Origin of the sequence: Anaerovibrio lipolyticus DSM 3074 (assembly GCF_900141865.1) — a bacterium.
Classification (GTDB): Bacteria; Bacillota; Negativicutes; order Selenomonadales; family Selenomonadaceae; genus Anaerovibrio; species Anaerovibrio lipolyticus.
On record NZ_FQYW01000008.1, the window covers coordinates 53,631 to 75,494 of the forward strand.

Genomic DNA, 21,864 nt, shown 5'->3' on the forward strand with positions numbered 1-21,864 from the left:
AAGAGACGGCTGTCCTTGTTTTTATTTACCTAGCAGATCTGCCAAATCCTGTTCAGGAGTGGTAATTGGTGCAATACCATAATTTTCTACCAAGAAATTAAGAATATTAGGGGAAACAAAGGCTGGAAGGGAAGGGCCCAGCTTGATATTCTTGATGCCAAGGTGGAGCAGGGTAAGGAGAATGCATACTGCTTTCTGCTCGTACCAAGAAAGGACGAAGGAGAGTGGCAATTCGTTTACACTGCAGTTAAAGGCTTTTGCAAGGGCAACAGCCACCTGAATGGCTCCGTAGGCATCGTTGCACTGGCCCATATCCATAAGGCGTGGAAGTCCTCCAATTTCACCGAGGTTCAGGTCATTGAAGCGATATTTGCCGCAGGCCAAGGTTAAAACAATGCTGTTCTTTGGAGTCTGCTTGACAAATTCAGTGTAGTAATTTCTGCCAGGCTTGGCACCATCACAGCCAGCCACAAGGAAGAAATGCTTAAGGGCGCCGGATTTTACGGCCTCTACCACAGTACCTGCGTGGGAAAGAATTGCAGCATGGCCAAAGCCAGTGGTTACCTCTGTTCCACCATTTATGCCAGTGAATTCGGTATCGTTAGCAAAGCCGCCCAGAGCCAATGCTTTTTTTATTACAGGGCTAAAATCCTTGTTATCATCAATATGAACTGCCCCAGGGAATGCAACCACCTCGGTGGTAAATACCCTGTCCTCATAGCTCTTTCTAGGTGGCATAAGGCAGTTGGTGGTGTAAAGAATAGGTGCAGGGAGGTTATCAAATTCCTTCTGCTGGTTCTGCCATGCGGTACCGAAGTTGCCCTTGAGATGAGAGAACTTTTTAAGCTGTGGATAGGCATGGGCTGGCAGCATTTCACCATGGGTGTATATATTAATGCCCTTGCCATCAGTCTGCTCCAATAAAAGCTGCAAATCCTTTAAATCATGGCCTGTAACCACGATGAAAGGCCCCTTTTCCACTGTAAGTGAAACAGTGGTAGGCTCTGGTGAACCATAGGTTTCAGTGTTGGCTTTATCGAGAAGGGCCATACACTTAAAGTTAATTTCACCAACCTTTAAAACAACTGGCAGCAGAGTATCCTGATCTTCGCCGTAGCCAATCATAAAGAGAGCCTCGCAGAAGAACTTATTTACTTCTTCATCAGTGTATCCCAGCACATTGGCATGATAAGCGTAGGCTGCCATGCCACGAATACCAAATAAAATCAGGGACTTCAGAGAGCGGATATCTTCATTGGCAGTCCACAGATCATCCATGTTGAATTCACTGTTCTTGCCGCATGGTGATGCACAGCTGCCACAATCTGGGGCGAGAGTCTGCTCAAGCTTGCGAACCTTGGCAATCATTTTTTCAAGTGATTCGTTGTCAAAGCTCACATTGGTAATTGTGGTAAACAGTCCCTCAATTATAGTATTGTAAACCTCTTGGGTGCCCTCACCATTGCTGTCAACGGCTCTGGCCAAGCCAATCAGGGCACCAGTCAGCTCATCCTGTAGCTTTGCTGTATCAGATTTCTTGCCGCATACGCCAGATTTTCCAGTGCAACCGATACATCCTGCGGTCTGCTCACACTGAAAACAAAACATTTCATTGCTCATAATTATAATCCCCCTTATTAATACACACATAATAGTTTTCATATTGTTTGATTTGCTTTTGTGTGTTTAATATAACATAGTAAATCTAACCTGTATGTTGTAATTACAACATTTATAGAAAAGAAAAACCACAGAGAAGATTGGCGGTGTTATGACCAATCTTCTCTGTGGTTTGGATAATTTTGAATGTGTGTACGCCAATTAGTCACTTTACAAATTAACTAAGCAAATTGTAGGCAGCGTTAGGGTTATGCGTGTACAGCTCACCCAGGGAACCTACTTCTTTACTGAGGGCTTGCATACCCTGTTTTACGGCCCAGAGGGCAACCTGGCTTTGGGCATTGGCGCTGGCGTTGTTTACGGATTCAGCGGCAATGTCGGTATCATCAAGGGTAGATACCGCCTCATAGAGATTTTCTTCCATGGTGGTGTAGTTGGCAGATTGATATTCCAGACCCTTTTGGGCGGCACCAATGCTGGTAGCCTGGTCAAGGGCAGTGTTTAAAGCAGTGTCAACTGTATCAATTGCGGTGCCTAAATCAGACAAATCTCCTAGTGTGATGTTGCTGTTACCTTCACTGTCTGTAAGCCCAAGGCCGGCGGTACTCATATCGCCAAGATTAATGGTTTCATAGCCATTGTCACTGGACACCTGAATAGACTGACTGCCGTCCAGAAGGCTTTGCCCGTTATAGGTAATCTGGGCGTTGGAATCAATCTGGGAAAGGGTTTGATTTACTGATTCCTGCAGGGCGGCAACATCAGAATTGCTGTTGGTACCATTGGCGGCACTTATCAGTGTCTGCTTTAGAGATGACAGGGAATTTATGGTGTTGTTTACAGCCCCGGCAGCCACATTTAGCATGGCATTGGTCGTTTGGGTATTGCTGTTGGACTGTGTTACACTGCCAATATTGTTATATATCCGTTGCACAATGGCGTATTCTGAAGCACCATTGGCTGGGCTATAATATTTTGTTCCTGTTGCAATTCGTTTTATGCTTTCTGCCTGTGAGCTTTGGGCCCGGTTTAAATCATTTAAAGAGGAATTGATTACACTCATTACATTGCCAATACTCATTTTTTTGCTCCCATCTTTTTCTAATCTAAATTTAATGGGCTCATTATATTGGCTAAATATAAATTTTTTATAAACTGGAAATTAAGAAATGATAAATAGTTGATATTGACATTCTCCATTTTAAGAAAAGTTTAACATTATGCCTTCTTTGTTTAATGTATATTTAGATTTATGCTCTATTATGTGTTCATGAAAATCAAAGGAGGCATATTATTATGAAGAAATCAAAAATATTGGCCTGTATGTTGGTCACCACAATAGCCATTGGCGGTTACGGAACTATTAATTCTGCTTATGCGGCAAATGCTGATAATACACAGGTTATCTTGGCTTCAGATCAGGACAGACCGGCTGGTCCACCACCTGATGGGAAACCACCTATGGGGCCGCCACCTACAGGTTTTGTCCCTCACGGGGCACCGCCAAATGGAGCTCCACCTAATGGAATGCCAGGGGGATTTGGTGGCCCCGGCAGTATGTCAGAAGTGAAGTATTCAGCTTCTACAGAAATTACCTCTGCCACTAGCCAAAACGATAAAACCTATTCAAGTGATACAGCGGAGAAGAGTGCTTTAATCATAAGCACTGCTGATAATGTAAATATTACTAATCCTACAATAACAAAAGCCGGTGATTCCGATGGACGGGATAACTGTAGTTTTTATGGACAGAATGCCACTGTGCTGGTAAAAGGTGGCTCTACTACCACCATTACTGGTGGTACCATCACCTCCAATGCTTCCGGTGCCAATGGAGTATTTTCCTATGGTGGTAACGGTGGACAAAATAGTGCAGAAGGCGACGGCACCAAGGTTATTATCAGGGATACAAAAATAACTACTTCTGGTGGTGGGTCTGGCGGTATTATGACTACAGGAGGCGGTATTACAGAAGCCTACAATCTTCATATCATTACCAATGGTCAATCTTCTGCCCCAATCAGAAGTGATAGAGGAGGCGGAAAGGTTCTAGTTGATGGTGGTACCTATGTATCCCATGGCATGGGTTCACCTACTATTTATTCCACTGCGGATATTACCGTGTCCAATGCAACTCTGGAGTCCACCATGTCTGAGGGAGTATGTATTGAGGGGTTAAATTCCATCACTTTGAATAATTGTGATATGACTGCCAACAATAGGGGCTGTAATGCCAATGCAACCTTTAATGATATGATTATGATTTATCAGTCATTCTCCGGGGATGCGGACAGCGGTACTTCATTCTTTAATGTAAATGGTGGTAGTCTGACCAACAAAAATGGTCATGTATTCCATGTTACAAATACCAATGGGGTTATAAATCTTGATGGAGTTAAGATTATAAACCAGGATGAAAATAATGTTCTTATGTCCGTATGTGATGATGGTTGGAGCGGTGGCTCAAATATTGCAACTGTGAATGCTGCCAATCAGAAGCTGGATGGAAATATTTTGGTTGGTGAAAATTCTAAGCTGACCTTAAATATTAAGGATAATTCTATATTTACCGGCGCAATAAGTGGTAATATTACCAATGTTAAGGGCGAAACGGTTTCCACTAATGTGGGAAATGTGGCAGTTTCTTTGGATAACACCAGTAAGTGGATTCTGACAGATGATACAAATATTTCCAGCTTCACAGGGAATCTTAGCCAGATAACCACTAATGGGCACAGCCTTTATGTAGATGGCGTCAAAGTTCTGTAAATTTGGATAATTAAAATATAATCAAGATTATAATAATCGTGATTATATAAACTGGATATTTTACAAATTACCCTCTCCCCATTTTTTCAATTCAAGAAGAATGGGGATGAGGGTTTTCGTTTTTTCTGTAAGATTATATTCAACCCTTACAGGCATTTCATCGTACTGCTTTCTTTCCACCAGACCGTCGGCCTCCAGCTCTTTCAGGGAATTGGCAAGCATGGTGTTGGTAATGCCGTGAATGGAGCGTCTGAGCTCCCCATAGCGCACGATTTCATTTCGGTCAATAACGCAAAGTATCATTATTTTCCATTTGCCCCCCACGGTGTCAATAACCCGCTTCAGACCGCAATCTTTTCCGGCAATATCGTCACATAATGGTTCTCTGTTTTCGTTTTTCTTCATGGTATCATTTTCCTTACTAGATAAATAAAAACTGCGTACTTGATATATTTTTTATACCACATATAATATAACTATCAGCTGATAAATGCAACATAATTAGAGTTAAAGATAACTAATAATTTATTATGATGAAAGGCATCCAGCAGGATGAAGTGGTGAATATTATGGAATACAAGTTTACTAAGGATAACTTTGACGCAGAGGTATTGAACAGCGATGTACCAGTGCTCATTGATTTTTATGCAGATTGGTGCGGCCCTTGTCAGATGATGGGACCGGTGGTGAAGGAGCTGGCCTCAGAGTATGACGGCAAGGTAAAGATTGGCAAGGTCAATGTGGATCAGCAGCCGGAGCTTGCCAGTAAGTACGGCGTAAGGAGTATTCCGTATTTCGCATTTATTAAAGAAGGCAATCTCTGTGATGATATAACGGGTTCAGTTCCAAAATCCAGACTTGTCAGCAAGTTAGAGGCAATGGTATAACTGAAAGTAAAGAATCTAAAAAGCAATAGAAGAAATGGAAGAATTTGCGCTTTAAAGGAGGTCCGGGAGATATGATATATGATGCAGCAATCGTTGGAAGCGGGCCGGCGGGGTTGTCGGCGGCTACTGTGCTAAAGGCAAGAGGAAAGAATATAATATGGTTTGGCCCTGAAGAAATGAGCTCCAAAATTGAAAAGGCTGAGAAAATCTCCAATTATCCCGGACTGGGTATTATCACCGGGCATGAGCTAAATGAGCATTTTCGTAAGCATATCAAGGAGTTGGATCTTGAGATTACCAATAAATTTGTCTCAAAGATATCTGATTTTGGTGGTCATTTTACCTTATTGGCAGATAATGAGATGTATGAGGCCAAGACTGTGCTCCTGGCTGCTGGCATTGCTGTGGCAAAAGGCTTTGATGGGGAAAAGGAATATCTGGGAAGAGGCGTAAGCTACTGCGCCACATGTGACGGTATGTTTTACAAGGGAAAGACTCTGGCAGTATATTGTGGCGACAAAAGCTTTATTCCTGAGGTTTCTTACCTTGCCAATATAGCTGAAAAGGTGTATCTGTTTTCCACCGATGGCAAATTGAAAGCACCGGAAAATAATGTGGAGCTGGTTGACGGAAGACTGGCGAAAATATTGGGAGAGAAACGAGTAGAGATAGTAGAACTGAGTAATGGCGATCAAATTACCGTTGATGGTGTGTTTATTTTGCGCAACGCCATTCCACCAGAGGAGCTTCTGCCAGGGCTGGAGCTGGATGGCCCTCATGTTGCCGTGAACCGTCAGCTTCACACTAATATAGAGGGCTGTTTTGCGGCAGGGGACAACACAGGAAGACCGTACCAGATAGCCAAGGCCATAGGTGAGGGCAATGTCGCCGCCCACGAGATATTAGAGCATCTTGCTAAAAATAAATAGCCCACAAAAAGAACACCTATTGGGGAAAAGGAAATCCTCAATAGGTGTTTTGAATTTGAGATCTTATTAAAAAGAAAGGCGGGGATTTTGTAATCGTGGTGTATGTCCAAAGTATTTTTTGTACGATTTATAAAAATTACTAAAGTTACTATAACCAACCATATTGGAGATTTCCTCAATGGAGAGAGTAGTATTCCTGATAAGGAGTTTTGCTCTCTCCATTCTTTTTTCTAATAAAATATCTGTAAATTTTCTCCCGGTTTCCTTGTGGAGAACAGTGGAAATATAGTTTGGGTGATAGGAAAAATGTGCGGAGATATCTTTTAGGGTTACAACATTTGAGTGACTGTCCATGTAATCCAGAATTTGCTCGGAAATAGAGCGACTAGATACAGTCATTTTTTCATTGGCATATTCACGGGCAATTTCCAGCATTAGCGTTTGAAGCAGAGACTTCAAAAAGCGTTGTGTATCTTCCTTGCGGTCTGCATATTCAATAATCATTAGTTCAAACAGAATGCGTATTACATGTCGGTTTACAGTGGTCAGATGAATATATTCATCTGAGAAACGGTTGGACGCTGGTTCAATAAAGAAATGGAATAGAGAGGTGTCCGCGTAGATAATAGGCAGAAAATTCCTAAAGAAGGAATCACGCCGAATCAAAACACCAATTATGATAATAGTTTTATCATTTTTCCCTCGTAAAGCATAACCGCTGTATGGTTGACCAATATAGGTATCTCCTTCATGTATCGTAATCAGACGGTCATATTTGGCTGAAAGAGCCTCATAACTGTTTTGGTAAGCGAAATTTATAAAGAAGAAATCCTGCCGGTGGAAGGGTTCGTGGATTTTATTTCCTTTAAATACACAGACCATGATATCCTCATCTTCCTGTCCAGGCCAATAGGAAGTTATATCATCGGCGTTACCTTCTTCCATTTTATGAAAAGTGAGATCCAGCTGGGAAAATTCTCTGCTCAGCTTATCTATGGACATTTCCAGTTTTTTCTGTCTATCCATTGTTTGTCTCCTCTAAAAGGTATTTTTTACAGTATAGCAAATATCTTAGAAATTGCCAGTATATTTGTTAGAAAAAGATAGTGAAGGGAGAAAGATTAGTCAATATAATGAATCCATATTTAAAGCACATATTAATAAAGGAGGAATTTGAATGTATAATTTTAATTTTTATATGCCTACAAAGGTTCTGTTTGGTCCTGGTAAACTGGGGGAATTGCATAAGGAAAATCTTCCAGGCAAAAGGGCACTCATCGTTACCTCCAACGGCACTTCCGTAAAGAAAAATGGCTCTCTTAAGCGGGTGGAGGAGGAGCTGAACAAAGCAGGCATAGATTATGTACTCTTTGATCAGGTTCGTCCAAATCCTACTACCACCAATGTTATGGATGGTGCCAGAGCTGTCAGGGAGAATAAATGTGAGTTCGTGGTTGCCTTGGGCGGCGGCTCGGTTATGGATTGCAGTAAGTGCATTGCCTTGATGGCGGTTAATGAAGGTGATATCTGGGATTACAGCTTCAGTGTGAATGGCGGAAAGAAGAACTTTCCAAATCCTTCCATGCCGCTGGTTGCAATCACTACTTCGGCCGGGACTGGCTCTGAGGTAGACATGTTCTCAGTTATATCTAACGATGAGACGGAAGAAAAGACAGGGGTTTTTGATGAAACAATGTTCCCTTATCTTTCCATTGTTGACAGCGACCTTATGATGAGTGTTCCACCGAAATTTACGGCATATCAGGGTATGGATGCTTTCTATCATGCCGCCGAGAGCGTTATTAATACAACGGAACATCCAATGGGCGAAATGTTTGCTCTGAAGGCCATAGAGCTTTTGGCAAAGTATCTCCCTGTTGCTTATAAGGATGGCAACAATAAGGAAGCCCGTGCCTATGTTGCTCTGGCCAATTCCCTGGCCGGCTACTATATGCTTTGCACTTCCCAGCATACAATGGAGCATGTAATGGGCGGCTATCATAAAGATCTTCCGCATGGTGCCGGACTCATTATGATTTCCCATGCGTATTTTGATTTCTTTGCAGAGAGAAAGGCAGCCGAAGAACCAATGAAGAAGATGGCAAGGGCCATGGGAGTAGAGAATCCGGAATCCGGCAAGGACTTTATCAAGGCACTTGATAAGCTCATTGCTGATGTGGGCTGCGCTGACCTCAAGATGAGCAATTTCGGCATTACCCGTGAAGAAATAAAAAAATACCCGCAGCGTGTTCATGAAGTGCTGGGGGGAAACAACGATGCAGATCCTGTGAGACTAAGCGATGAGGATTATCTGGCTATTTTCGAAGCAGCCTACAAATAATTTGTGTGCTGTAGCTGTATAATATCAGTAAAGAGGGATACGAATGAAAATTTTCGGCGCTATTATGCTACTGGCAATATGCCTATTGTCAGTAGCTTGTACGGATTCGGTGGCGAATGGGACAAATCAGGAGATGAAGTCGCCTATTACTGAACATGTGGTTCATGCTAAAGATGCTGATGTGAAGGAGGGCAATATGACGGACAATACGATGAACTGGCTTGGTGGTCTTGCACCAGAGGATGCTCTGGCCTATATGAAAGAACATCATAAAGAGGGACTGGTAATTGTGGAGGTGAACACTGATTACTGGAAACTTAAGAACGGCTTTCGTGGTGCGATGCATATTCCCCATGATGAAATGGAAAAGCGTTATGGGGAAATTCCTTTCGGTAAGCCTGTTATCCTGCATTGTGGTGGAGGCATTGTATCTGTAGATGCTTACAAGGTATTGCAGGAAAAGAGAAAAGATATTCCTCAGCTCTCTTATATTGCAGGCGCACCTCTGGTAGTGCCATATAATGAATGGTTGGCTGAGACGGAAAAATAGACCACGTAAAATATTCGAAAGTAATTTATGGAAAGGATTGGGAGTGGAAAATTATGCAGACAATGAAGCTCATGAATGGTATAGAGATACCTTCAATCGGATATGGAACATGGCAGTCCCCGGACAGCGACATAACTGTAACTGGCGTCAAGACGGCTATTTCCTGCGGATATAGGCATATTGATGCGGCAGCAGTTTATGGAAACGAAGTGAGTGTGGGCAAGGGAATTGCTGAGTGTGGCGTTCCAAGAGATAAACTGTTTATTACCAGCAAGGTATGGAATACGGAGCGTGGTTACGAGAAAACGCTGGCTGCATTCGAAAAAACATTGCAGGATCTGGGCCTTTCGTATTTGGATTTATACCTGATTCATTGGCCAGCTGCTGGGCACATGTTTGACGATTGGGAAAAAATCAACCTTGCCACATGGAAAGCAATGACTGAGCTTTACAAAGCCGGAAAAATCAAGGCCATTGGTGTTTCTAATTTTAAACCTCATCATCTTAGAGCCTTGATGGAAACAGAAGTAAAACCAACGGTTAATCAGATTGAATTCCATCCGGGTTTGTTGCAGGAAGAAATAGTAAAATATTGCCATGAAAACGGAATCATTGTGGAGGCCTGGTCACCACTGGGGACAGGAAGAATGCTTTCAAATCCTGTTCTTATGGAAATTGCAGAAAAATATGGGAAGTCTGTTGCACAAATCTGCATTCGTTGGTGCCAACAACATGAGGTCTTACCACTTCCAAAATCCGTAACGGCCTCAAGGATAAAAGAAAATATAGAGATTTTCGATTTTAACATTAGTGAAGAAGATATGCTGAAGATAGATGCACTGGATAATTTTGGAGGCTCAGGCCTAGATGCAGATACAGTAGATTTCTAAGCGTGATTACGGGAGGTACATCTTATGACGGAACTGGAAAAACTCAAAGCACACATGTCCTTTGATTTCACTGATAATGAAGTGGATGCATTGAAGCTTCATGCCGTAAAAGGTTGCCAGAAGCTAAACAGTATTTCAGTGACGGAAGCGGCAGCCAGGGAAAAGGCTATTAGGGAACTTTTCGGCAGCGTAGGGAAAAATCCAAATGTACTTCCTGTATTTAACTGCGATAATGGCAGGAATATCCATGTGGGTGATGATTTTCTCGCCAACTACAATGTGACGATTCTTGATGTGGACGAAGTGCATATTGGAGATAATGTAATGATTGGTCCCAATACCCTTATCAGTACAGTTAATCATCCTCTTACCCCTATGGGACGCAGGCAGCATTTAAGCCTTATTCAGCCAGTAAAAATTGGCAATGATGTCTGGATTGGCGGAAATGTAACTATTCTGCCAGGAGTCACAATAGGCAATAATGTGGTTGTTGCTGCAGGTGCCGTGGTGACTAATGATGTACCGGATAATACTTTAGTAGGCGGGATTCCGGCAAAAAAAATAAGAGACTTGGAAAATGATATAGTTTAGCTGTACATCTCGTGGCAGGTGTTAATAAAAAGCTCTAAAGTAGATGTAATATATTTATTTACGTGATGAACAATGCGGAAATTTCGACGGAAATGAATATGAGGGACGGTAATCTCAATAAGAGATCCGTCAATTATTTCCTTTTCCACAATTTTTTTGGAAAGAACGGTTATACCAAGACCAGCCATAACTGCTTGCTTGATGGTGGAAGAATTGTTATAAACACCGGAGATACGCGGGGTTATATTATGTTCTCTCATAATCTGTTCAAAAAGATTGCGGGTACCGCTGCCCTCCTCCCGTACAATAAAGGAGCATTTCGCTATTTCTTTCTTGGACATAGTTTGCTTGCTGTTAGGTGAAGCTACGAATACCAGCTCATCTTCCATAAAAGGAATTTCACGCAGATATTCTGATTCAAGGGTTCCCTCCACCAGTGCAATATCTAGCTCATCCTGAAACAGGTATTGCTCCAAAGTGGTGGTATTGTGAATACGGGAAAAAATTACCTGCTCCGGCAGTTTTGCTTTAAAATGGCACAGCAGGGGAACGAAAACGCTTTCGCCAACTGACAGGGTGGCACCAATGCGGAGCGGGGAATGACTGGAAAAACCACGTAGTGTTGATTCTGCCTTATTAGTCAGACTAAGTACATGGCGGGCATAGTGCATAAGCTCCTGTCCGGCTGGAGTAATAAACAATCTTTTTCCCAGTCTTTCAAACAATTTAACTTGGTAATGTTCCTCAAGTTCTTTGATGGCCTGGCTCACCGAAGGTTGTGAAATATGCAGCTTTTCAGCAGCTTTGGTCATTCCTTCCTCATCACAAACATTTAGAAATATAAGAAAATGTCTTAGCGTCATGGAAAAAACCTCCATCTATAGGTATATGCCTATGCAAATCGTTAAATAATAGTATTTTACATCTTTTAATTTAGTGGTTAGAATTTTGGTTGTCAATTAAAAATACAATTACATATGTTTTTGGGTGCTCGCGAGAGCCTAACAGAGAAAACGGTGAAAAACCGTTGCGATCCTGTCACTGTAATGTGGAGTTCCTTTCATGATGTCACTGGCTATTTGTAGCTGGGAAGGCGAATCGAACGATGAAACTGAGCCAGGAGAACTGCCCAAAAATGATTTTACTTGCATCTTGCAAGCTTTGCAAGAAGGGGGCTGCCTGGCTGGAAAGCAAATGCATAGGTAAAACTATATAGAAATAATAAAAAAATAGTATTTTTAATATAATGCTCTTAATGATAATATAATTCTTGTCATTTAAGAACTTATTTTGTGGAGGATAGTTGTATGAAACAAGAACACATTAAGGGTATTTTATTTGCTTTGATTTTCGCCATACCAGCCTGGTTTTTGGGGCAAGCGTTTCCTATAGTGGGGGGACCGGTGTTTGGAATACTTTTTGGAATGCTTTTGGCATCATTTAGTCGCCCAAAATCGGTGGAACTGGGCATAGCCTTTACTGGGAAGAAAATTCTTCAATATTCCATAATACTTCTTGGATTTGAAATGAATCTTTTTCACGTACTTAGTGTGGGCTCCAGGTCAGTATCTGTTATGATTTTTACACTGCTTACCGCTTTTGTTGTGGCCTGGGGGGCAGGAAAAATGCTGAAGCTGGAGAAGAATACAACTACCCTTATTGGTGCCGGTACAGCTATTTGCGGGGGATCAGCTATTGCAGCGGTGGCTCCTGTTATTGGTGCCAAAGATAAGGATATTGCTTTTTCTATTTCTACAATTTTTCTTTTCAATGTTGTGGCAGTATTCATTTTCCCATTTTTGGGTCATGTTATGAATATGTCGGATTTTGGTTTTGGAATGTGGGCCGGAACGGCAGTTAATGATACTTCTTCTGTGGTGGCGGCGGGGTATTCATTTAGTGAAGAGGCGGGGGCATTTGCCACCATCGTTAAACTTACAAGGGCATTAATGATAGTGCCGGTGTGCCTCATTTTTGCATGGCTCACTGCCCGTGAAAGTAACAGTCAGGGACAAGGATTCAAATTGGCTAAGATTTTTCCTTTTTTCATTATGTGGTTTGTGGTTGCTTCCATAGTAAATACCACCGGCATATTGCCTGAAGCTCTCTCCCGCGCCTTAGGGACTGTGGGAAAATTCTGTATTGTGCTGGCTATGTGTGCCATAGGCCTCAATACAAAAATAATGGAACTTTTGCGTAACGGCGTGCGTCCAATTTTCCTAGGATTTTGCTGCTGGGTGGCTGTGGCCTGTATGTCTCTTGCCGTCCAATATGTGGTGGGGATCTTGTAATCCGTTTGTTGATTTTAAAAAGTTTAGACAAATAAAAATAACACCTACCATCATATAAGTGTGATGATAGGTGTTATTTTAATGTTTTAATAATACTAAATATTACTGAAGGGCTTCCTTCAATGTATTCATATTCTTGCGCATGGTTACCAGATAAGCGTCCATGGCATCTGGATTGGCTTCTCCGGTTACCACAGGGTCAAGGGTGAAAATTTTTGCTCCGGTTTCACGGGCAATGGTCTGGGCTGCACTTGGGGAATACTGTGGCTCTGTGAACAGAACCTTGGAGGCCAGTGGCTTTATCTGCTTAATCACCTCCTGCAGCTCGCTTGGTGTTGGCTCACTGCCTGGTTCACGTTCCACAACGGCAATAATATTCAGTCCAAATTCCTTGGCAAAGTAAGGGAAAGCCTCGTGGAAGGTGACAATATCCTTGTGTGGAACCTTATCAAGAGTATCGTGCATTTCCTTTTTCAGGGCCTCCAGCTTCTGAATATAAGCATCAGCATTGGACTGATAAGCATCAGCATGCTTTGGATCAGCTTTTTTCAGCTGTTCAGTGATGTTTTTTACCTGCTGAATGTCGGCAGTGACACTAAGCCAAAGATGTGGATTCTTTTCACCGTCAGTTTCCAACAGCTCCATGTCCTTGGACGCATCAATTACGGTGAGCTTTTTCTGCTCTTTGATAACCTTGTCCAAAAAGCTCTCCATTCCGGCGCCGTTGGCGATTAGAATATCAGCCTTTTCCAGAGTCTTCATGTCTTCAGTAGTCAGCTGATAGTCGTGAAGACAACCGGTTTGAGGCTTGGTCATGTTAGTTACAGTAACACCATCAATCCCTTTTGTAATGTTGATGGCGTCTATATACATTGGATAGAATGTAGTGACAATGTGTACAGAGCCATCCTTGGTGTCGGATTTATCTGATGAAGTGTTGGAGCCACAGCCTGTAAGCATGAAACAAAGGACTGCTGTCAGACATAATAAGAGCGATTTGATATTCAAAATGATTACCTCCTACAAAGAAAATATGTAAATAGTAATATTACTATTTACGATTATACCACGATAAAGAAAAAAGACAAGAGTGAGTAATACAATAATTATTATCACATTTGTCTTTTATGGTTATTATTTTTGGGATTTTTTCTTTTGGCATTCGCTGCATAGTCCATACAGCTCGAAAACGTGACCAGTAATTTTGAAGCCCTTTTTGTCTGCTTCCTGCTGATATGAATTGATCATGGGACATATGTCGATACATTCTGTGTGACCACATTCCGTACACACCAGATGATGGTGATGGTGATCGGCGTCCACCAGCTCATAGACATTTCCTGAGCTGCGGAATATTTCGTGTACTATATCCAGCTCTGTTAGCAGGGCAAGGTTTCTGTATACGGTGTCCAGAGATACATCAGGCTGCTGCTTTTGCACTTCATCGCGAATTTGTTGTGCCGTGGTGAAGGGGGGGCAGACTGCTAATGCCTGTAGAACAGCGCGCCGTTGTGGTGTTATTTTGTAGCCTTTGGCCTTGAGCCGGTCCAGCGGCAGTTGCTTTGGTGTCATAGATAAATCACCTCGTAGAAACCGAAAACTTTTAAATCATCGTAAGTTATACTATTACAATAAATTTTCAATGTCAATGATGATATGATTTCGTTTATTTTCTTGCAAGCAAAAATACAGTCCCGATAATAAGTGCGGTGCCAATCATATCAATCAGACCAAAACTGGTATTTAGGAACAATATGGACAGAATTATAGCGGATAGTGGCTCGATGGAGCCTAATATACTGGCCTCTGATGGCTGGATGTGCTTTATGCTGCCCAGGTAGCAGCCAAAGGCCAGCACTGTGCCAAAAATAATAATATAAGCGTAGATGAGCCCGGTCATAATGTTCCATGTCCCCACAAACTGCCATGGGGGATTAATTGGCATTAGTACAATACCACCAATAAGCATGCCCCAGCCAATTATAAGGGTAGCCCGCCATTTTCGGATAAGCCTTTTGGGCTGTACTGTATAAAAAGCGGCAGCAACTGCCGATAGCAGACCCCAAACCAGAGCGGTAGGGGAAATTGACAAGTAGTCCAGTCTGCCGTGAGTCACCAGCAGAAAGGTTCCTGCCACGGCCATGATTACACAGATGATTTCTATTAATCTGGGGAGCTTTCGGGTGTTCAAGGTTATATACACAATGATAAATATAGGCATTAAGTATTGCAGCACAGTGGCCGCTGCCGCGTTACCATATTTTATACAGGCGAAATAAGTATATTGCACCGCCAGCATACCAAATACAGCAAATAACAGTACCTCCAAAGCGTCTTTTTTGTCATGCCAGATGGAAAGGATGCTTTCTTTATACATAATTCTATCTGCCAAAAGGAGTATTAATCCTGCTAAAATCATGCGGGATACCACCAGCCATTCCGTTGAAAATCCGCAGTCCTGCAGCAGATACTGTCCGGCTACACCGCTACCACCCCACATGGAGGCACCAAAGCTCACCATGAGCAGCCCTTTGTTTCTGTTTGTCATATCCATCACCCGCCAAACACTTTAAGACCAAATTCAAGGGGACAGCGAATTTCTTCTTCAATCTTTTTTACATACATAAAAAACTCCTTATACTTGCTCTAAGGTTATTTCATAAAAATTAATATAACACGCAGCTAACAAAAAGAATAGTACTGTATTCAAAACAATTTTTGCTTTGTCATTGCTCCTGTTTTGTTCTATTTGCTTTGTTTATTCCTTTACTTATACGGATAATGGGGCGTATAATTAAACATGTTGCCAAAGCAATAATATTTAACATATTAATAGTGTATTATAAATATTTAGGGGGATTATCTTTATGTCAGAAACATGTAATCACGATTGTAGCTCCTGCGGTACAACCTGCGGGGAGGATACCCGTAAGTCAGGGGATATGTTTGAAAAGCCAAATGACCTTAGCACTATTCGTCATACCATCGCTGTAGTCAGCGGCAAGGGTGGCGTTGGTAAATCCATGGTTACTGGTCTGCTTTCCGTTGCCATGGCCAGAAAGGGCCGTCATGTTGGTATCATGGATGCAGATATTACCGGTCCATCCATTCCTAAAATGTTTGGGGTTACAGGTGAGGTTCGTGGCAGTCAGGCCGGAGCATTTCCAGTGGCTTCTGCCGGGGGAATTGATGTGGTCAGCATGAATCTTTTCCTTGAAAGTAATACAGATCCTGTAGTATGGCGTGGCCCTGTTATCAGTGGCGTTGTAAAGCAATTCTGGTCCGATATTATCTGGAATGACGTGGATTTTCTCTTTATTGATATGCCACCGGGAACTGGAGATGTTCCTTTGACGGTAATGCAGTCCATAAAGCTGGATGGTATTATTATTGTCACCAGTCCTCAGGAGCTTGTTTCCATGATTGTTTCCAAGGCAGTGAAGATGGCTTCCACCATGAAGGTTCCTATTTTGGGCCTTGTGGAAAATATGAGCTATTTTGAATGTCCTGACTGTGGCAAGCATCACCATATTTTTGGCGAAAGCCATTTGGACAATATCGCCAAGGAGTACAACCTTGATATTTTAGGCCGTATTCCAATGAAGCCTGAGCTGGCTGCAAAATGCGATGCAGGACAGATTGAAACAGTAGAGGATATATATTTGCATGAAGCAGCAGAAAAACTGCTGGAACTGGAAAATAAGAAATAAGAATTCAAAATTCAAACTAAAAAACACCTACTAGGGACAAGAAATCCTTAATAGGTGTTTTTGGTTGCATAAATTTAGTCAAAGGTAATAATTTCACCGGTGGCATTGGAGCCATGGGTGCCGTCTGCCACCTTTACACCCTGCTCATTGAGCTTTTTGCAGATATTAATAATGGTAGGGCAGCGCACTGGAATGCCATCATCATTTTTCTTGGCAGTGCAATGGGAAATGTGTACTGCATCAACTCCCTTGTCTGCCATACGGGCAATCTTCTTTTCAATGCCTTCCTGATTTTCCAGCATACTTTTTCCGCAGCCGTTGCAGGTCCACATACCGATTAGCTGAATGTCCTCACCCTCATATTTTCTGAAGCCTTCACTTTTTTCATTGAAGGCCCGAAGACATCCTGTACCTGCACAGGCGGCAGAGGTTTTAAGACAGCGCAAAATAGCAATTTTCTTCATAAAACTAACGTCTCCTAAATTTAAATATATTAATTTTAGCTAATATTGTAATATGGTAAATCAAATTTGTATGTTGTATTTACAACAAAGACACGTATTGATTTATTTTGCTTCCTTAAGGAAGAAGGTGGTAAGCAGTCCTGTAAGGGCAAATAGAGGCAGGATATAGAAGACATATTCTAACCCATGAGTATCTGCTACCCAGCCCAGCATTGGGGCAATGACACCGCCGGCACTGAAGCCTATACCCAGTGTTACTCCTGAGGCCATACCAATATTTTTCTTTAGGTAGGTCTGACCCAATACCACCATTGGCCCCACACAGGCGTATAGTGCGAAGCCGGCGCAGCCTACAATAATATAGAGCAGGGCCAGATTTTGGTTGAAATTGAAGGCCAACAGTGCCAGCCCCATAACAAGCATGCCGATTCTCAGAACAAAGCTGTTGCCCCACTTGTCTGCGGCATAGCCTCCCATCCAGTTTGTAAAGATACCCACCATGGCCAAAACAGTAATGGTAACACTGCCCACCGCTTCACTTTGGTTAAGAATGTTAACACAATACAGCGGCAAAAAGGTGGTAAGGGAGGTGTAAAGGGCAGCCCTTACAATTACAAAAACAGTAAGTCGGCTAAAGGCGTTCCAGTCATTTTCCTTATTTTCAGAGTCATCATTGGCTTGTTTTTTGGCAATATGCTTTACCATGCGTCTCATTTTTGGCATCAGTAAAGCTATTATTGAGCTCATAATAATGCAGAAGCCACCGAAGAAAATAAGGGCATCCATTCCCCAAATGGTTGCTAAAGAGGCACCTAGTATAGGGCCGATACAAAAGCCCGCACTACCTCCAGTGGAGAAAATACTCATGCTTAGGGCCTTGTTTCCCTCTGACAGGCCATTTACCATTCTGGCTGCTTCAGGGTGGAAAATGGCATTACCTATTCCCATAAGGGTTACGGCTACAAAAATAAGGGTATAGTCATGGATAAAGGCCACAGAGCCTAAGGACAGCCCGCTGAGAAGAATCCCCAGGGGCATCAGATAGGAATAGGATTTTTTGTCCGAAATGTAACCTATGAGAGGTTGAATTATGGAAGACAGGAAGCTGGAGGCAAACATAAGGCCAGCGGCCAGCTTGTAGTCCATACCATATAGGGTAACGAAAAAAGGCAATAGTCCTGGCAGCGCACCTGTATTTATGTCACAGCTAAAATGGCCAGCTGATAAAACGTAAAGATATTTTTTATTCATGAACGCATCTTTCCTTTCATGTCGCAATATGCGTTAAAGCATACGTCAATAATAATGTTATTTCCACAAGATGTCAAAATAGGAGCTTGAGAGCTGAAAAGCAGGAAAAAGAATATTATTTGTCGAACATGGTAAGGTGATGAATGACGAATATTTTCAGGTGAAGTTAAAATTATTAAGGGGTGCTTTTGATGGATAAGTCTATGAAGTTTAAAATCTCAAGGCGAAATTTTCTAAAAATGGCTGGTGTTGCTACCACAGGCATTATGCTTTCCAATATACCTAATAAAAGTGTTGCCCATGCCAAGGCAGCTGTAACGGGCTCCTGTTCCTATGGGGGACGGGATATTCCATTGCTTTATGAAGCTGATGTCTGTGTACTGGGAGGCGGTCCATCCGGAGTGGCAGCTGCTGTAAGTGCCGGAAAAAAAGGCGCAGAGGCTTTGCTGGTGGAAAAGGGAATAACCTTGGGGGGACTCCAGACCATGGGCAATGTTATACCTTGTATGACCACCTGGGCCCCGAACAGTGATACCTCTTTTGTGACAGATTTGAAAAAGCATTTGGAAAAGTATGGCATAGATTATGATGACCATAACGAAAAAAGTGAAGTAGGAATATGGACCAATCCTGAAGCCCTCAGCTACATTTACGATGAAATGTGTCTGGAGGCCAATGTGGAGGTTCTGTACAACACCACGTTTGTCGATGTTTTAAAAAAGGGTCATAGTATTACCCATTTGATTGTACAGACCATAGACGGCTTGAAGGCTATAAAAGCCAAAACCTTTATTGATTGCTCCGGTGATGCTATTTTGGCCCGTACTGCCGGTGTCCCAAGTGAGCATGGCTTTGAAAAAACCGGTAAAAATCAGCCGATGAGTTTTCGCTTTGAAATGGGCGGCATAGATTTGGACAAGGTTTATCAGTATGTAACGGTGGAGCTGGGGGATGATTTCTGTCCTACCAAGCCACCTCATTATGAATTTGCAGAAGCCCGTCATCGTACCAGGCAATATGTGCTGGAAAAATTCATGGTGGACGGCATAGCCTCCGGGGAACTTACCGAGGAGGATGCAGAGTATATGCAGGCCTTTGCTATTGTGGGAAAACCTGGTACTATATCCATGAACTGTCCTGAGCTGCCGTTGCAGTATAGTGCATCAGATCCTTTATCTTACAGTCGCGGCGTTATGGCAGGCCGCCAGATGATACATCGTATTAGCCAGTATTTCATTAAACACATGCCGGGATTTGAAAAGGCTTATCTGGCCAAGGAGGCATCCATGCTGGGGGCAAGGGAATCCTGGAGAATTAAGGGTAAATACTATCTTGTTGAGGATGATTACCACAACCAAAGCAGATTTAAGGATGCGGTGGCCCGAACTGCTTGGTTTATTGATGCCCATGGGGAGAAGGTAAGTGAGAAGCTACCTAAGGGGGCTTATTATGAAATCCCTTATCGGTCCCTTGTAGCGAATGAAATTTCCAACCTTATCATGGCCGGTCGTTGTATAAGTGCCAGCTTTATATTACAGGCTTCAATGAGGATACAGCTTACCTGCATGAGTATTGGCGAGGCTGCCGGCGTTGCAGCTGCTTGGGGTATACAGAACAATATAGCTGCTAATGACATAAAATGGGAAGAAATCCCAGCCAGTCACCGCAGCTATGTAAGTAAATAAAATGTATATGCACAGTAAAAAACAGCACTTTGCATTTATTTGCAAGGTGCTGTTTCCTTCAAGTAGATTAATTTACAAAGTATTCCTTCATGGATTCCAATGTGATTTCGGATTGGTATTTTTCATTAGCCTGCTTCCAAGGATCCTGTCTGGTAATAATATCTCTTAACTGAGCCAAGGACTTCCTGTTGCACTGCTTTACAACTTCATCGATCAGGGAACTATCGCCAATGTCAGGAATCTCCTCTCCATCATGTGGGATAAGTCCGCCTTCATATTCTTTATATTCATTGTAGACATCTGTAACTATTACGCCGGAGCTTGCAACCTCCATGGTCTGTTCAAAGCACGGTTTGTTGAGCTCCAACAAGTATTTTGCCTGTATGAAATACAAAACATTTTGCAGTTTATTGTTATTAATATAGTACTTATTTACAATGTAGTCCGCGACTTTCCTTGCGTCCATTGGAGAAAACCAATCCTTTCATTAATCACTGTCATTATTTAATTTCTGTAATTGATGTTAATTATATCAAAAAATGCTTCATTTACAAGTTTTTGATAATTTGCAGAAAACATATTATACAAATATTTGTCTGATGTCAAGGGGATTGGCCCTATAGAATGCAACAATACTTAATAAAGGATTTTTCAAAAAATGTGTTGAATTAATTAATTTTATATTGTATAATACATCTTGTTTGATTTCCTATGGGGGCGTAGCTCAGCTGGGAGAGCACATGCCTGGCAGGCATGGGGTCAGGGGTTCAAGCCCCCTCGTCTCCACCATAAGAAGAATAACCTCGAAACCTTTAGTGATAAGGGCTTCGAGGTTTTTTGTTTTACTGACGGGGTTGATATCCTTATTCATCTCCCAGCTCAAGCATCATTTTGGTAACCATAGCCTCGCTGGTGAGCATACCACCGGAAACTACGCCGTGTTTTAGGGCAGTGATGCCTACCTCATAGCGGTCCATGTGAACGCCATCGTTTATACATTGGGTGGCACCGATGATTTTTACCCCCTTGGAGATGGCATAATCAATGGCTGGCAGAAGATTGCCAGGGGATTTTTCTCCTGGGATTCCACCAGAACCAAAGAGATTTAACACTATACCACGACAGCCTGCATCCACAAGGGCTTTGAGATATTCCTGCTTGTAGCCGGGAACCAGGTCCACAATGACAACTCTGGTATCCATTTTATCCCGGACCTTTAACGCTTGCCCTGTAGCCGGGTGTGGATTATCTGCCAAATATTTGTCGTACTCAGGATTAAATTCCAATTTTCCATTTTTTAGAACTGCAGCTTCAGGGGCATTTATGCTCTTAAAGGCGTAGAACTCCTCTGTATGAAGTTTTTTTGCAGTGTTTCCCTGTATAAGTCTGCCGTAAAATGCCAAATATACACCAGGACGTCCCTGGGCGGCAGCAGTAAAAGCAGTAATGAGATTATCAGGGGCATCAGAGCCTTCCTCAGTCAGTGACAACTGTGAGCCGGTTATTATAACCGGCTTCTTTAAATTCTCCAGCATGTAGTAGAGGGCTGAAGATGTATAGGCCATAGTGTCAGTTCCGTGACTGATAACGAAGCCGTCGTATTTATCATATTGGGATTCCACAGTGCAGGCCATGCTTTTCCAATGCTCTGGCTGGATGTTGGTGCTGTCCAGCTGCATCAGCTCCATGGTATCAATTTCACAAATTTCTTTAAGGGCTGGTACCCGCTCAATAAGACCTTTTCCATCAAGTCCTGGCATCATGCCATCTACAGTTTGTACGGAAGCAATGGTACCACCGGTTGCAATAAGTAAAATCTTCTTCATAGGGCAAAATATCCTCCTTCTCCATCTGGGGTATTCATTCCAATGAAAATTATACAGCTA

General features: G+C 42.4%; 22 protein-coding genes, 1 tRNA gene and 1 riboswitch. Of the genes, 11 read left to right on the forward strand and 12 right to left on the reverse strand.

The annotated features are described in order from the left end of the window. Positions 1–21 precede the first annotated feature (21 nt). Both hcp and B6K08_RS05210 read right to left on the reverse strand, forming a co-directional pair. The gene (gene hcp, locus B6K08_RS05205; RefSeq protein WP_080325578.1) at positions 22–1,620 is read right to left on the reverse strand and encodes a hydroxylamine reductase; all 1,599 of its coding nucleotides are present in this window, start codon (positions 1,618–1,620) and stop codon (positions 22–24) included. 217 nt (positions 1,621–1,837) lie between these two features. Next, positions 1,838–2,701 carry a flagellin gene (locus B6K08_RS05210; RefSeq protein ID WP_080325579.1) on the reverse strand — a complete coding sequence of 288 codons (864 nt, stop codon included), beginning with the start codon at positions 2,699–2,701 and terminating at the stop codon, positions 1,838–1,840. Positions 2,702–2,916: 215 nt separating this feature from the next. Here B6K08_RS05210 and B6K08_RS05215 point away from each other — a divergent pair, with 215 nt between their 5' ends. Next, complete coding sequence (locus B6K08_RS05215; RefSeq protein ID WP_080325580.1) at positions 2,917–4,389, forward strand: proline-rich domain-containing protein; 1,473 nt, start codon at positions 2,917–2,919, stop codon at positions 4,387–4,389. A gap of 60 nt (positions 4,390–4,449) precedes the next feature. On the opposite strand, the gene B6K08_RS05220 is transcribed toward B6K08_RS05215, so the two are convergent. After that, positions 4,450–4,794: a winged helix-turn-helix transcriptional regulator gene (locus tag B6K08_RS05220; RefSeq protein WP_037329760.1), complete on the reverse strand. Its 345-nt coding sequence runs from the start codon at positions 4,792–4,794 to the stop codon at positions 4,450–4,452. A 125-nt stretch (positions 4,795–4,919) separates the two neighbouring features. Between B6K08_RS05220 and trxA the strand changes: the two genes are divergently transcribed. After that, complete coding sequence (gene trxA / locus B6K08_RS05225) at positions 4,920–5,276, forward strand: thioredoxin (protein ID WP_234985244.1); 357 nt, start codon at positions 4,920–4,922, stop codon at positions 5,274–5,276. A 71-nt stretch (positions 5,277–5,347) separates the two neighbouring features. After that, a complete protein-coding gene (locus B6K08_RS05230; protein WP_200810389.1) occupies positions 5,348–6,205 on the forward strand; it encodes an NAD(P)/FAD-dependent oxidoreductase in 858 nt (285 codons plus the stop codon). 66 nt (positions 6,206–6,271) lie between these two features. Here B6K08_RS05230 and B6K08_RS05235 read toward each other — a convergent pair whose 3' ends face one another. Further along, positions 6,272–7,150, reverse strand: coding sequence for a helix-turn-helix transcriptional regulator (locus tag B6K08_RS05235; RefSeq protein WP_200810390.1), 879 nt, complete (start codon positions 7,148–7,150; stop codon positions 6,272–6,274). A 232-nt stretch (positions 7,151–7,382) separates the two neighbouring features. On the opposite strand from B6K08_RS05235, the gene B6K08_RS05240 reads away from it, so the two are divergent. Genes B6K08_RS05240 through B6K08_RS05255 form a run of 4 tightly spaced genes read left to right on the forward strand, consistent with a single transcriptional unit; the run spans position 7,383 to position 10,577 of the window. Continuing rightward, a complete protein-coding gene (locus B6K08_RS05240; RefSeq protein ID WP_080325583.1) occupies positions 7,383–8,546 on the forward strand; it encodes an iron-containing alcohol dehydrogenase in 1,164 nt (387 codons plus the stop codon). 43 nt (positions 8,547–8,589) lie between these two features. Continuing rightward, positions 8,590–9,096, forward strand: coding sequence for a rhodanese-like domain-containing protein (locus B6K08_RS05245; protein ID WP_143254840.1), 507 nt, complete (start codon positions 8,590–8,592; stop codon positions 9,094–9,096). 53 nt (positions 9,097–9,149) lie between these two features. Further along, positions 9,150–9,986 (forward strand): aldo/keto reductase, encoded by an 837-nt coding sequence (locus B6K08_RS05250; protein WP_039208756.1) that lies wholly within the window; start codon positions 9,150–9,152, stop codon positions 9,984–9,986. A 24-nt stretch (positions 9,987–10,010) separates the two neighbouring features. After that, a complete protein-coding gene (locus B6K08_RS05255; protein ID WP_039208753.1) occupies positions 10,011–10,577 on the forward strand; it encodes a sugar O-acetyltransferase in 567 nt (188 codons plus the stop codon). Here the strand turns inward: B6K08_RS05255 and B6K08_RS05260 are convergent. After that, complete coding sequence (locus B6K08_RS05260; protein ID WP_039208750.1) at positions 10,574–11,440, reverse strand: LysR family transcriptional regulator; 867 nt, start codon at positions 11,438–11,440, stop codon at positions 10,574–10,576. The genes B6K08_RS05255 and B6K08_RS05260 overlap by 4 nt on opposite strands. A 105-nt stretch (positions 11,441–11,545) precedes the next feature. Next, positions 11,546–11,724, forward strand: a riboswitch (cobalamin riboswitch). A 160-nt stretch (positions 11,725–11,884) separates the two neighbouring features. Between B6K08_RS05260 and B6K08_RS05265 the strand changes: the two genes are divergently transcribed. Then, entirely contained in the window at positions 11,885–12,868 is a 984-nt protein-coding gene (locus B6K08_RS05265) for a YeiH family protein (RefSeq protein ID WP_039208747.1), read from the forward strand. 102 nt (positions 12,869–12,970) lie between these two features. Here the strand turns inward: B6K08_RS05265 and B6K08_RS05270 are convergent, their stop codons facing one another. The 3 genes from B6K08_RS05270 to B6K08_RS05280 all read right to left on the reverse strand — a co-directional run bounded on the left by B6K08_RS05270 (position 12,971) and on the right by B6K08_RS05280 (position 15,416). Next, on the reverse strand, positions 12,971–13,879 hold the full coding sequence (locus tag B6K08_RS05270) for a metal ABC transporter substrate-binding protein (RefSeq protein WP_039208744.1): 909 nt from the start codon (positions 13,877–13,879) through the stop codon (positions 12,971–12,973). Between the two features lie 123 nt (positions 13,880–14,002). After that, positions 14,003–14,440, reverse strand: a complete 438-nt coding sequence (locus B6K08_RS05275; RefSeq protein WP_039208741.1) for a Fur family transcriptional regulator — start codon at positions 14,438–14,440, stop codon at positions 14,003–14,005. A 94-nt stretch (positions 14,441–14,534) separates the two neighbouring features. After that, a complete protein-coding gene (locus B6K08_RS05280; RefSeq protein WP_080325584.1) occupies positions 14,535–15,416 on the reverse strand; it encodes a DMT family transporter in 882 nt (293 codons plus the stop codon). Between the two features lie 319 nt (positions 15,417–15,735). On the opposite strand from B6K08_RS05280, the gene B6K08_RS05285 reads away from it, so the two are divergent. Then, entirely contained in the window at positions 15,736–16,578 is an 843-nt protein-coding gene (locus tag B6K08_RS05285; RefSeq protein WP_039208735.1) for an Mrp/NBP35 family ATP-binding protein, read from the forward strand. A 74-nt stretch (positions 16,579–16,652) separates the two neighbouring features. On the opposite strand, the gene B6K08_RS05290 is transcribed toward B6K08_RS05285, so the two are convergent. Then, on the reverse strand, positions 16,653–17,042 hold the full coding sequence (locus B6K08_RS05290) for a CGGC domain-containing protein (RefSeq protein ID WP_052212193.1): 390 nt from the start codon (positions 17,040–17,042) through the stop codon (positions 16,653–16,655). 102 nt (positions 17,043–17,144) lie between these two features. Beyond that, a complete protein-coding gene (locus B6K08_RS05295; protein WP_080325585.1) occupies positions 17,145–18,293 on the reverse strand; it encodes an MFS transporter in 1,149 nt (382 codons plus the stop codon). A gap of 191 nt (positions 18,294–18,484) precedes the next feature. On the opposite strand from B6K08_RS05295, the gene B6K08_RS05300 reads away from it, so the two are divergent. Further along, positions 18,485–19,978, forward strand: coding sequence for an FAD-dependent oxidoreductase (locus B6K08_RS05300; protein WP_052212224.1), 1,494 nt, complete (start codon positions 18,485–18,487; stop codon positions 19,976–19,978). Between the two features lie 67 nt (positions 19,979–20,045). On the opposite strand, the gene B6K08_RS05305 is transcribed toward B6K08_RS05300, so the two are convergent. Beyond that, on the reverse strand, positions 20,046–20,444 hold the full coding sequence (locus tag B6K08_RS05305) for a Panacea domain-containing protein (RefSeq protein ID WP_052212221.1): 399 nt from the start codon (positions 20,442–20,444) through the stop codon (positions 20,046–20,048). A 247-nt stretch (positions 20,445–20,691) separates the two neighbouring features. Here B6K08_RS05305 and B6K08_RS05310 point away from each other — a divergent pair. Beyond that, a tRNA-Ala gene (locus B6K08_RS05310) sits at positions 20,692–20,767 on the forward strand. A 74-nt stretch (positions 20,768–20,841) separates the two neighbouring features. Here B6K08_RS05310 and B6K08_RS05315 read toward each other — a convergent pair. Further along, positions 20,842–21,804, reverse strand: a complete 963-nt coding sequence (locus B6K08_RS05315) for an asparaginase (protein ID WP_039208843.1) — start codon at positions 21,802–21,804, stop codon at positions 20,842–20,844. Positions 21,805–21,864 lie beyond the last annotated feature (60 nt).

Excerpts from the sequence above, each read along its gene's own strand:
- hcp (WP_080325578.1), bottom strand. The coding sequence starts at position 1,620 with ATGAGCAATGAAATGTTTTGTTTTCAGTGTGAGCAGACCGCAGGATGT.
- B6K08_RS05210 (WP_080325579.1), bottom strand. The coding sequence starts at position 2,701 with ATGAGTATTGGCAATGTAATGAGTGTAATCAATTCCTCTTTAAATGAT.
- B6K08_RS05215 (WP_080325580.1), top strand. The coding sequence starts at position 2,917 with ATGAAGAAATCAAAAATATTGGCCTGTATGTTGGTCACCACAATAGCC.
- B6K08_RS05220 (WP_037329760.1), bottom strand. The coding sequence starts at position 4,794 with ATGAAGAAAAACGAAAACAGAGAACCATTATGTGACGATATTGCCGGA.
- trxA (WP_234985244.1), top strand. The coding sequence starts at position 4,920 with ATGATGAAAGGCATCCAGCAGGATGAAGTGGTGAATATTATGGAATAC.
- B6K08_RS05230 (WP_200810389.1), top strand. The coding sequence starts at position 5,348 with ATGATATATGATGCAGCAATCGTTGGAAGCGGGCCGGCGGGGTTGTCG.
- B6K08_RS05235 (WP_200810390.1), bottom strand. The coding sequence starts at position 7,150 with ATGGAAGAAGGTAACGCCGATGATATAACTTCCTATTGGCCTGGACAG.
- B6K08_RS05240 (WP_080325583.1), top strand. The coding sequence starts at position 7,383 with ATGTATAATTTTAATTTTTATATGCCTACAAAGGTTCTGTTTGGTCCT.
- B6K08_RS05245 (WP_143254840.1), top strand. The coding sequence starts at position 8,590 with ATGAAAATTTTCGGCGCTATTATGCTACTGGCAATATGCCTATTGTCA.
- B6K08_RS05250 (WP_039208756.1), top strand. The coding sequence starts at position 9,150 with ATGCAGACAATGAAGCTCATGAATGGTATAGAGATACCTTCAATCGGA.
- B6K08_RS05255 (WP_039208753.1), top strand. The coding sequence starts at position 10,011 with ATGACGGAACTGGAAAAACTCAAAGCACACATGTCCTTTGATTTCACT.
- B6K08_RS05260 (WP_039208750.1), bottom strand. The coding sequence starts at position 11,440 with ATGACGCTAAGACATTTTCTTATATTTCTAAATGTTTGTGATGAGGAA.
- B6K08_RS05265 (WP_039208747.1), top strand. The coding sequence starts at position 11,885 with ATGAAACAAGAACACATTAAGGGTATTTTATTTGCTTTGATTTTCGCC.
- B6K08_RS05275 (WP_039208741.1), bottom strand. The coding sequence starts at position 14,440 with ATGACACCAAAGCAACTGCCGCTGGACCGGCTCAAGGCCAAAGGCTAC.
- B6K08_RS05280 (WP_080325584.1), bottom strand. The coding sequence starts at position 15,416 with ATGACAAACAGAAACAAAGGGCTGCTCATGGTGAGCTTTGGTGCCTCC.
- B6K08_RS05285 (WP_039208735.1), top strand. The coding sequence starts at position 15,736 with ATGTCAGAAACATGTAATCACGATTGTAGCTCCTGCGGTACAACCTGC.
- B6K08_RS05290 (WP_052212193.1), bottom strand. The coding sequence starts at position 17,042 with ATGAAGAAAATTGCTATTTTGCGCTGTCTTAAAACCTCTGCCGCCTGT.
- B6K08_RS05295 (WP_080325585.1), bottom strand. The coding sequence starts at position 18,293 with ATGAATAAAAAATATCTTTACGTTTTATCAGCTGGCCATTTTAGCTGT.
- B6K08_RS05300 (WP_052212224.1), top strand. The coding sequence starts at position 18,485 with ATGGATAAGTCTATGAAGTTTAAAATCTCAAGGCGAAATTTTCTAAAA.
- B6K08_RS05305 (WP_052212221.1), bottom strand. The coding sequence starts at position 20,444 with ATGGACGCAAGGAAAGTCGCGGACTACATTGTAAATAAGTACTATATT.
- B6K08_RS05315 (WP_039208843.1), bottom strand. The coding sequence starts at position 21,804 with ATGAAGAAGATTTTACTTATTGCAACCGGTGGTACCATTGCTTCCGTA.